This is a genomic window from Marinococcus salis (assembly GCF_054971365.1).
Genome location: NZ_JBQOJB010000036.1, coordinates 1 through 6,460 on the forward strand (window position 1 = coordinate 1; position 6,460 = coordinate 6,460).

At 43.3% G+C, this 6,460-nt stretch carries 9 protein-coding genes; all 9 read right to left on the reverse strand.

Features of this window, described 5'->3' with window-relative positions; translation table 11 throughout:
• Positions 1-446: 446 nt before the first annotated feature.
• The 9 genes from ACTTK6_RS15590 to ACTTK6_RS15630 all read right to left on the reverse strand — a co-directional run bounded on the left by ACTTK6_RS15590 (position 447) and on the right by ACTTK6_RS15630 (position 6,307).
• Positions 447-770, reverse strand: coding sequence for a hypothetical protein (locus ACTTK6_RS15590; RefSeq protein ID WP_462833918.1), 324 nt, complete (start codon positions 768-770; stop codon positions 447-449).
• A gap of 34 nt (positions 771-804) precedes the next feature.
• Positions 805-1,740, reverse strand: a complete 936-nt coding sequence (locus ACTTK6_RS15595) for a relaxase/mobilization nuclease domain-containing protein (protein WP_462833919.1) — start codon at positions 1,738-1,740, stop codon at positions 805-807.
• Positions 1,722-2,105 (reverse strand): MobC family plasmid mobilization relaxosome protein, encoded by a 384-nt coding sequence (locus tag ACTTK6_RS15600; RefSeq protein ID WP_462833920.1) that lies wholly within the window; start codon positions 2,103-2,105, stop codon positions 1,722-1,724. The genes ACTTK6_RS15595 and ACTTK6_RS15600 overlap by 19 nt, the downstream gene beginning before the upstream one ends.
• A gap of 309 nt (positions 2,106-2,414) precedes the next feature.
• Positions 2,415-2,753 (reverse strand): hypothetical protein, encoded by a 339-nt coding sequence (locus tag ACTTK6_RS15605; RefSeq protein WP_462833921.1) that lies wholly within the window; start codon positions 2,751-2,753, stop codon positions 2,415-2,417.
• A 470-nt stretch (positions 2,754-3,223) separates the two neighbouring features.
• Entirely contained in the window at positions 3,224-3,469 is a 246-nt protein-coding gene (locus ACTTK6_RS15610; RefSeq protein WP_462833922.1) for a hypothetical protein, read from the reverse strand.
• Positions 3,470-3,686: 217 nt separating this feature from the next.
• On the reverse strand, positions 3,687-4,418 hold the full coding sequence (locus tag ACTTK6_RS15615; protein ID WP_462833923.1) for a Na-translocating system protein MpsC family protein: 732 nt from the start codon (positions 4,416-4,418) through the stop codon (positions 3,687-3,689).
• 339 nt (positions 4,419-4,757) lie between these two features.
• Entirely contained in the window at positions 4,758-5,021 is a 264-nt protein-coding gene (locus tag ACTTK6_RS15620) for a type II toxin-antitoxin system RelE family toxin (protein ID WP_462833924.1), read from the reverse strand.
• A gap of 3 nt (positions 5,022-5,024) precedes the next feature.
• Entirely contained in the window at positions 5,025-5,348 is a 324-nt protein-coding gene (locus ACTTK6_RS15625) for an AbrB/MazE/SpoVT family DNA-binding domain-containing protein (protein WP_462833925.1), read from the reverse strand.
• 158 nt (positions 5,349-5,506) lie between these two features.
• Positions 5,507-6,307, reverse strand: a complete 801-nt coding sequence (locus ACTTK6_RS15630) for a replication initiation protein (protein ID WP_462833926.1) — start codon at positions 6,305-6,307, stop codon at positions 5,507-5,509.
• Positions 6,308-6,460 lie beyond the last annotated feature (153 nt).

Consider the following 6,460-nt stretch of genomic DNA (forward strand, 5'->3'; position numbering starts at 1 on the left):
TAAAATGGTACTCATAATGTCGTAAAATGGTACTCATAATGTCGTAAAATGGTACTCATAATGTCGTAAAATGGTACTCATAGATAACGAAATCACTACTCTCCCAAGAGGTTTAGCGCCCCTAAAAGAGGTTTAAAAGAGATATAAAAAGAGATATAAAAGAGGTTTTAAAAGAATGGCATTATAAATTCAATTAAGATTTCATAATGATATTTTAGCTAAAGCTAAAATCCTGATTAATCTTTAAGACCGTGTCTTTTTGCAAAAAGACACCCTCAAAAACGTCCGCTATCGCTCGGATGACGAAAGGAAATGTATCGGGGAAATCACCCTCTTCATTCCCTTTCGGTCATTCCCAGCTTGAACACCATGTATTTCCGTCAACTCCTTAATGCTCATCCGGTTCCCGGATTCCGCTTACCGTTGACGTTCTCTCTTCTAAATCGTCATATCTTAAAACCGTTTTTTTGAACCGTCATCACGCCCCGGTAAATCAAGTACAAGATGCCACCCACCAGGGCTGCGATGATCAACAGCGTTAACATTCGCCAATGCAACCACTCCAACGCCCACAAGCGATTCAAAAACAAACCTTGCCAGAACCCTAGAACGAGGGTCCGGCCAATCACCATCAAAGCCAACACTAAGGCTAGGACATGCAGGACAAGAATCGAATAACTCTTAACCAGAAAGAACTGTTTTTCCTTCTCATATTGTTGTTGCAGCTGCTTCTCCAGTCGGTCAAAGTTTTCCTTCTGTGCTTCCAACAACTTGGAACTGGCTCGTTCATGAGCGATTTGCACGCTAGAGCGAAAGTCCGTTGTTGCGCTGGTTAGTCTTTCGATGAGGGCGTTGATGCGTTGGTTTTGGCTCTCTTCCCTTTTCTCGAGTTCGATCATGCGATTGGCCAACAGTTTGTTCTGTCGTTCGAGTTCGTTGATTCTTTCGCTCGTTGGTGGTTCGTTCGAAGGCGTCCCAGTCGACGGTGAAGGTGTCGACGTATCTTGGTTGTTTGGTTGGTTCATGCTGCTTCGTAAACTCACGGTGGATCGCCTCCTTGTCGTAATCGGCCCCCAGGGTTTTTCCCCGAACCCATACAGCGGCCTCAGGATGCTTGTAGGAGATGTTTTTGCCTCGTTCCTTGACTTGAACCCCCAAGCCTTCTAAATGCTCCTGAAAGGCTTCTCTGTTGCCTGTATGGCTTTTGGCTTCTTCAATGTATTCGCGCAGTTCATCTTTCCAGGAGGATTGTCCTTTGGCAATCAAGTGTTGTTCCGCCTGGGTGTATCGCAAGGACGCTGTTCCTTCTTCAGCGATGGTTAAGCCATGTTCCCGGCAAACCTCGTCATTGGCCCGGCGGATATCGTGCAGGGTCTTTTTCTGATTCACGAACTTGTGGCCCGTTTCGAGATCCACCGTATTGATGACGATATGGTTATGCATGTGATCCTTATCGTCATGCGTGTACACGGCCACCTGATGGTTGGGGGCGATCTTTTGCGCCAGTTCCAGGCCCAGTTGATTGCCCCGATCGGCATCCACCTCTCCCGGTTGAAAGGATTGAATCACCACATGCCCTTCGTTGCCCCCGGTTTTGCCGTAGAGTTCGCGTGTCGCTTTGAAACTGCTTTTGGCGTAATCCACGTCGCACTGGTGGCCCTCTTTCCGCACGGCTCGCTTTTCCGCGTAATTGATCGATCGAGAGGTCGATTTGGTTGCATTTATTTTAGCTGTTGCCATACCTCGCTCAACTCTTTTCGTAATGTCGTGATATTGCGTTCCAGAGCTTCATAATCCGGCGCTTCCTGCTGATGCTGATGACAATACCTGGCGATCTGATTCGCATTGTTTCCGAGCCTGCTGAGCTGCTTCACGATGGATTGCCGGGTTTCCGCATCCAACTTGGGCGTCACCAGCCGACTTCCCTGTGCCTTTTTCTTCACGAAACCAGGCACACTCATATCCAAGGTTGCCGCTGACTGCTGCAACTTGGCATATTCGTCTTCACTCACTCGAAAACTAATCTGCCTAGGCTCTTTCCGAACGGGAGCCCGGTGGTCTCCGTTCGTTTTCTCGCTAGCCATCTGTTGTTCTCGTTCGCTCATTACTCCCACCACCTTTTCTGTCGAAAAGTTATCCTTGCTTTGTTTCCATCGTACCGCGTCCGATGGAAACAATCAAGTCAAAATGTGGTTTGGCAAGCACTGCATATACTAGCCACTATGTGGCAGATATGCCGGCTTGATGAGGGGAATGCTCCGCGTTTCCCCTCAAACACCCCTTTGGTTGTTCTCTTCGACATGACTAGCTATGTGCTAGCCATTTTCTCCGGCGAACAGCTCGCTATCGCTCGCAAACCTTTCAACAGCAAACGATCCTTCAAGTTCTTCGGCCTTTTGTTGTTTTTGGGCGGTTTAATTCCACCAAACGATTTTTTTCTCTTCCCTCATGATGTGTCGTTGTTGTTTTTTGATCTGGTCCATTTCTTCCGCTCGTTGGCTGCACGCTTCTAACTGTGTCAATTTCGATGGATTCGTCATATCGATGAAGTCGTCCTTTTTTTCTTTATGGGGGAGCTGGTTGCTGTCGAGTTCGAGGCTTATTTCATGAAGAATTGCGTGAAGTTCGTTTTCCAGGGTTTCTAATTCTTCCAACCAGCGGATCTTTGCTGTTTCTGCCCAGTTTTCGGATGCTTGTGACCCCCTGCTCGTTAGTTTTTGCTCTACTATGGCCATACGCTCTTTCCAAGTCATGAGGATCATCCCTTTATCTTAATCTCGGGGCTTGGCCTCTTTTTCTCTGTTCTTGTTTTCTTGTGCACGAAGTTTCAAAGAGACAATTTTCGAAGATGCCCAACTATTTTTTCCCTTTTGTTTTTTCTTCAAACCGTTCGTGTTTGAGGCACTATTTGAACGACTAATAAAACAGCAGTTTCTTCGATTTCTATCAAGCTGTTTTCTGTTTCAAGCGAACTCTTGGCCGACTTTCCCACGTCTTTTTTCTTCGTGACGACCCAAAGAAGCCCCTCCGATGTGATGGTCGGTAGGGGCCCCTCGTGGTTTAGGTGTAAGGATATTCTTGATTCTTTGAATGTCTCCAACATGGTCAAAGGCCCGGGTGAAGGCCTCTGATGGTGGTAGGCGAAAAGCCATAAAGGGAATGATCATGGCTTTCAGCATTTTTCTTTCCCTTTTTGCTCGCATGGTAATCGTGCTTTTTGTTATTAGAGAAGAAATTGATGGGAGGCGGCCCTATACGGTTCGTTCCATCGTCGTTGAAGTTCTTCATTGTCGGACACAAACGTAATAATGAGCTCCTGGGCTCGTAACGCTTGAAGTTTCTCGACTAAGGCTTCGGTATTGTCAAAGGTTTGGTCGGGAACTTGGCCGGTGGCGGTAGCGATGTCGACGCATGTTCCGACCAGCACTTCATTGTTTTGGACGGCATGCACGAATGTAAATGGGCTCATGAGTGGGCCTCCTTCAGTATGAAATAAAATAAGCCACACCTAAACATTTGTTTAGGTGTGGCTTGAACGACCAGCTAGGTATCTCGTCATTAGGACCACAAGAATATTAAGTTGTGCACTTGTAGTAGATTCTTCGTTTTTTGGTATATTTTAGATGCCTACTTCTCATCTTATTATTATTTCGTTCTTTTGGCTACAGGACTTAGGATGTGTTTGGTTATCCGTCAGGATACGTTCGTCCTCGTTGGTCTCGTTGGAAATACAGGAGTAAATATCCTTCATCCCTGCTCATATGCCAATCCACGAAGATTTCTTGAATGGTGACATTAAGCACGGATTCTAACCTGTTTCGATCAAATATTTTTTTTTCCAATGGTCGTTTGACCACTTTTAGCGTTTCTTCATGACCATAATTCATCAATTCTTTTTCGATCGCGAGAAAAATGCCGGTCCGTTCCACCAGCAACGCTTGTTTTCCTAACCAAAAGAATTGAATATCATCGGGCTGTCTTTGTGCCTCGACGCTCATGGTTTGAATCTGTCGATGAAGCATCTTTGTACTGACATTGGTGGGCCACGCGAGGGAATCGTGCTGTTCTTTCGGCATGTCCATGACAGCCCATATGCAACCGGTACAATCATCCGGCGGTCGAAAATTCCAATCATAGTGTATATGCGATACGTTGACGTTCAGTTCGGTTTCCAGTAGCTTCGTTATGGAGGGGGCAATTTCGGCCATCATTTGTTCTCGGATCTGTTCCACCTGATGAGTGTCTCCCTGACGTAGTAACACGTCTTCCATCGGAGCGAGAAAATCATTTAAATGAACGACCACAAAAGGAAAAACTATTTGAACGTGGATCGCTCTTGGTCCTCGACCAAAATGATCTGCAAGCATGTGTCCCAGTTGGCTGGCGATTGGCTTTTCAAGTTCTTCTCGTTTTTTCATTCATCCGTTACCTTTCTCTGCAAAAGCTAGATTCTTTTGCCTGCCGGGGTCAAAAGGAATTTGCAAGTCCCCCAAGTGTAACAAATGTCCAAAAACCAAGCCCCCTGGCCGGCCAGAGGGCTTGGTTTTGCTCGAAAGAGAAACCCTTTATGTCTCTCTCGCCTTGATTGTATCCAGTTGTTTTGTGCTGTTTCAAGGCTTTTGCTTTCAACTAATGTGCTAATTTCTATGCTTGATAAATTATTTTATATCATGCCTAAGGAAAGAAGCCGTTTCCTTAGCTTTTGACGCAACAAAGCCTTTCTGGCCATGGCCAGGAAGGCTTTGTTATTTTTCTCTTTATGCCTTTTTTAAGGTTTTATCATGATGCCCACAATTCCGCAAAACAATCGTTTTGGCATCTGCAAAATGAAAGGTGATACGAATATCCATGTTTGCACTTGCTTCGTATATGTATTCCTTCCCTCGCATTTTCTTCACACGGAGGGAAGGGTGACGGAGGTCTTGGATCATCAAGGCCAGTGCTTTTTTTATCGCTTTTTGTGACTGTGCATCTAACTTTGCATAATTAGTATCAAATCGAGATGTTCGTTGTAGGTGCACTTTCTATTCCTCCTTGGATAGTTGATCCAGGGAGGCCAAGGTGTCTTCTAAATTCATCGGAGCAGAAACTTCTTGGTTTTGAATTTGTTCATCAATTTCTTTTTCTTCTTGTTGCCATTCTGGGGTCCAAAACCATGCTTGGTCTTTTTCTACGGTAATGACGGGCACTAAAACCAAATGACCGTTTTCAATTTGAATCTCCAACTGCTCGCCTTCTTCTAGCTGTAATTCGTCGATGAGTTCTGCTGGAATAGTTATTTGATTTTTCCCTCGCAGGCGCACACTTTTTTTGGCCGTCGAAGGGTCCTTTTTTAGGGCATCATTCATCAAAATGCTCCTTTCTTCTCGTATTCCTCTTTTCTTACTTTCTTATTTTAACACACTTTTATTTTTCGTTGATCTGTTTTTTTTGGTATATTAAGACGTAGCAGAGGTTTCTTCTCTGCGTTTCCAAGGGTATTCATTGATGGTTGCAGCCAAAGCATTTAGCTTTGACTGCTATTTTTTTGTCTTCGCTCGGCTAACATAGCTTCAAAACGTTCTCGTTCGCGTTGTTCTTCACTTTTTTGATTTTTTGCAGGTTCCTCTTCAATTTTATTGTTTAAAAAGTCATCTGCATTGTTACCTTCTTTTTGAAAAGTAAATACATAACCTAGTACCTTGTTGCCCCTTTTTTTGCTTTTTATTTTCTCTACACTCAAATTGTGAAAGAAGCTAGATAATTCTTTGGTAGAAGGCTTTAATACTTTTTGATCTATTTGACCAACTTTATAACTTTCAGGAACTTCAAGAAGTTCTTTGAAATCCTGCATGCTTATTTCGAGCTTTCCAGTAGTCCTATATTGCTTTAGCAAACGAAATAATGTTTTAGAGTAAGTACTATGTAAAGAATTAAACTGCTGAAGGCTAAACCTTGTCCATGTATCTAATTCATTCAAGACACTCTGTAAATCTGGATTTAACTTTATATCTACATAACCCTCTTCCCCCGAGATTTCAAACCCAGTAAACAATACAAACTTGCGCACATTTAACTTACTACGGCTTCCTATCGTTAATACCAACATTTTATCGTAAGTATTTTCTAGATCATTCATAAACCTGGGCACTGACCTGTCGCTATATTCACTAAGTTCTCGCAATTCGTTAAATTGGAAACGAACCGTAGTAGTTCCTTTATCTCGCATTCTTGAAACAATTGAAAAAAATAAATTCATTTCCCTGGCATTGAATCGTTTGAAAGGAACAGTGTTTAATTCGTTGTGGTATTTTACAATCTCGTTCATATAACCACTCCTGTAAGTCCTAGAATTGAATAAAGAGTTCATAAAAATAATAACATAAGTACTTTTATTAATAAAATGGTACTCATAATGTCGTAAAATGGTACTCATAATGTCGTAAAATGGTACTCATAATGTCGTAAAATGGTACTCATA

Bases quoted from the DNA above. Each gene is read 5' to 3' on its own strand.
- ACTTK6_RS15605 (WP_462833921.1), bottom strand. From the start codon at position 2,753: ATGACTTGGAAAGAGCGTATGGCCATAGTAGAGCAAAAACTAACGAGC.
- ACTTK6_RS15625 (WP_462833925.1), bottom strand. From the start codon at position 5,348: ATGAATGATGCCCTAAAAAAGGACCCTTCGACGGCCAAAAAAAGTGTG.
- ACTTK6_RS15595 (WP_462833919.1), bottom strand. From the start codon at position 1,740: ATGGCAACAGCTAAAATAAATGCAACCAAATCGACCTCTCGATCGATC.
- ACTTK6_RS15600 (WP_462833920.1), bottom strand. From the start codon at position 2,105: ATGAGCGAACGAGAACAACAGATGGCTAGCGAGAAAACGAACGGAGAC.
- ACTTK6_RS15630 (WP_462833926.1), bottom strand. From the start codon at position 6,307: ATGAACGAGATTGTAAAATACCACAACGAATTAAACACTGTTCCTTTC.
- ACTTK6_RS15610 (WP_462833922.1), bottom strand. From the start codon at position 3,469: ATGAGCCCATTTACATTCGTGCATGCCGTCCAAAACAATGAAGTGCTG.
- ACTTK6_RS15615 (WP_462833923.1), bottom strand. From the start codon at position 4,418: ATGAAAAAACGAGAAGAACTTGAAAAGCCAATCGCCAGCCAACTGGGA.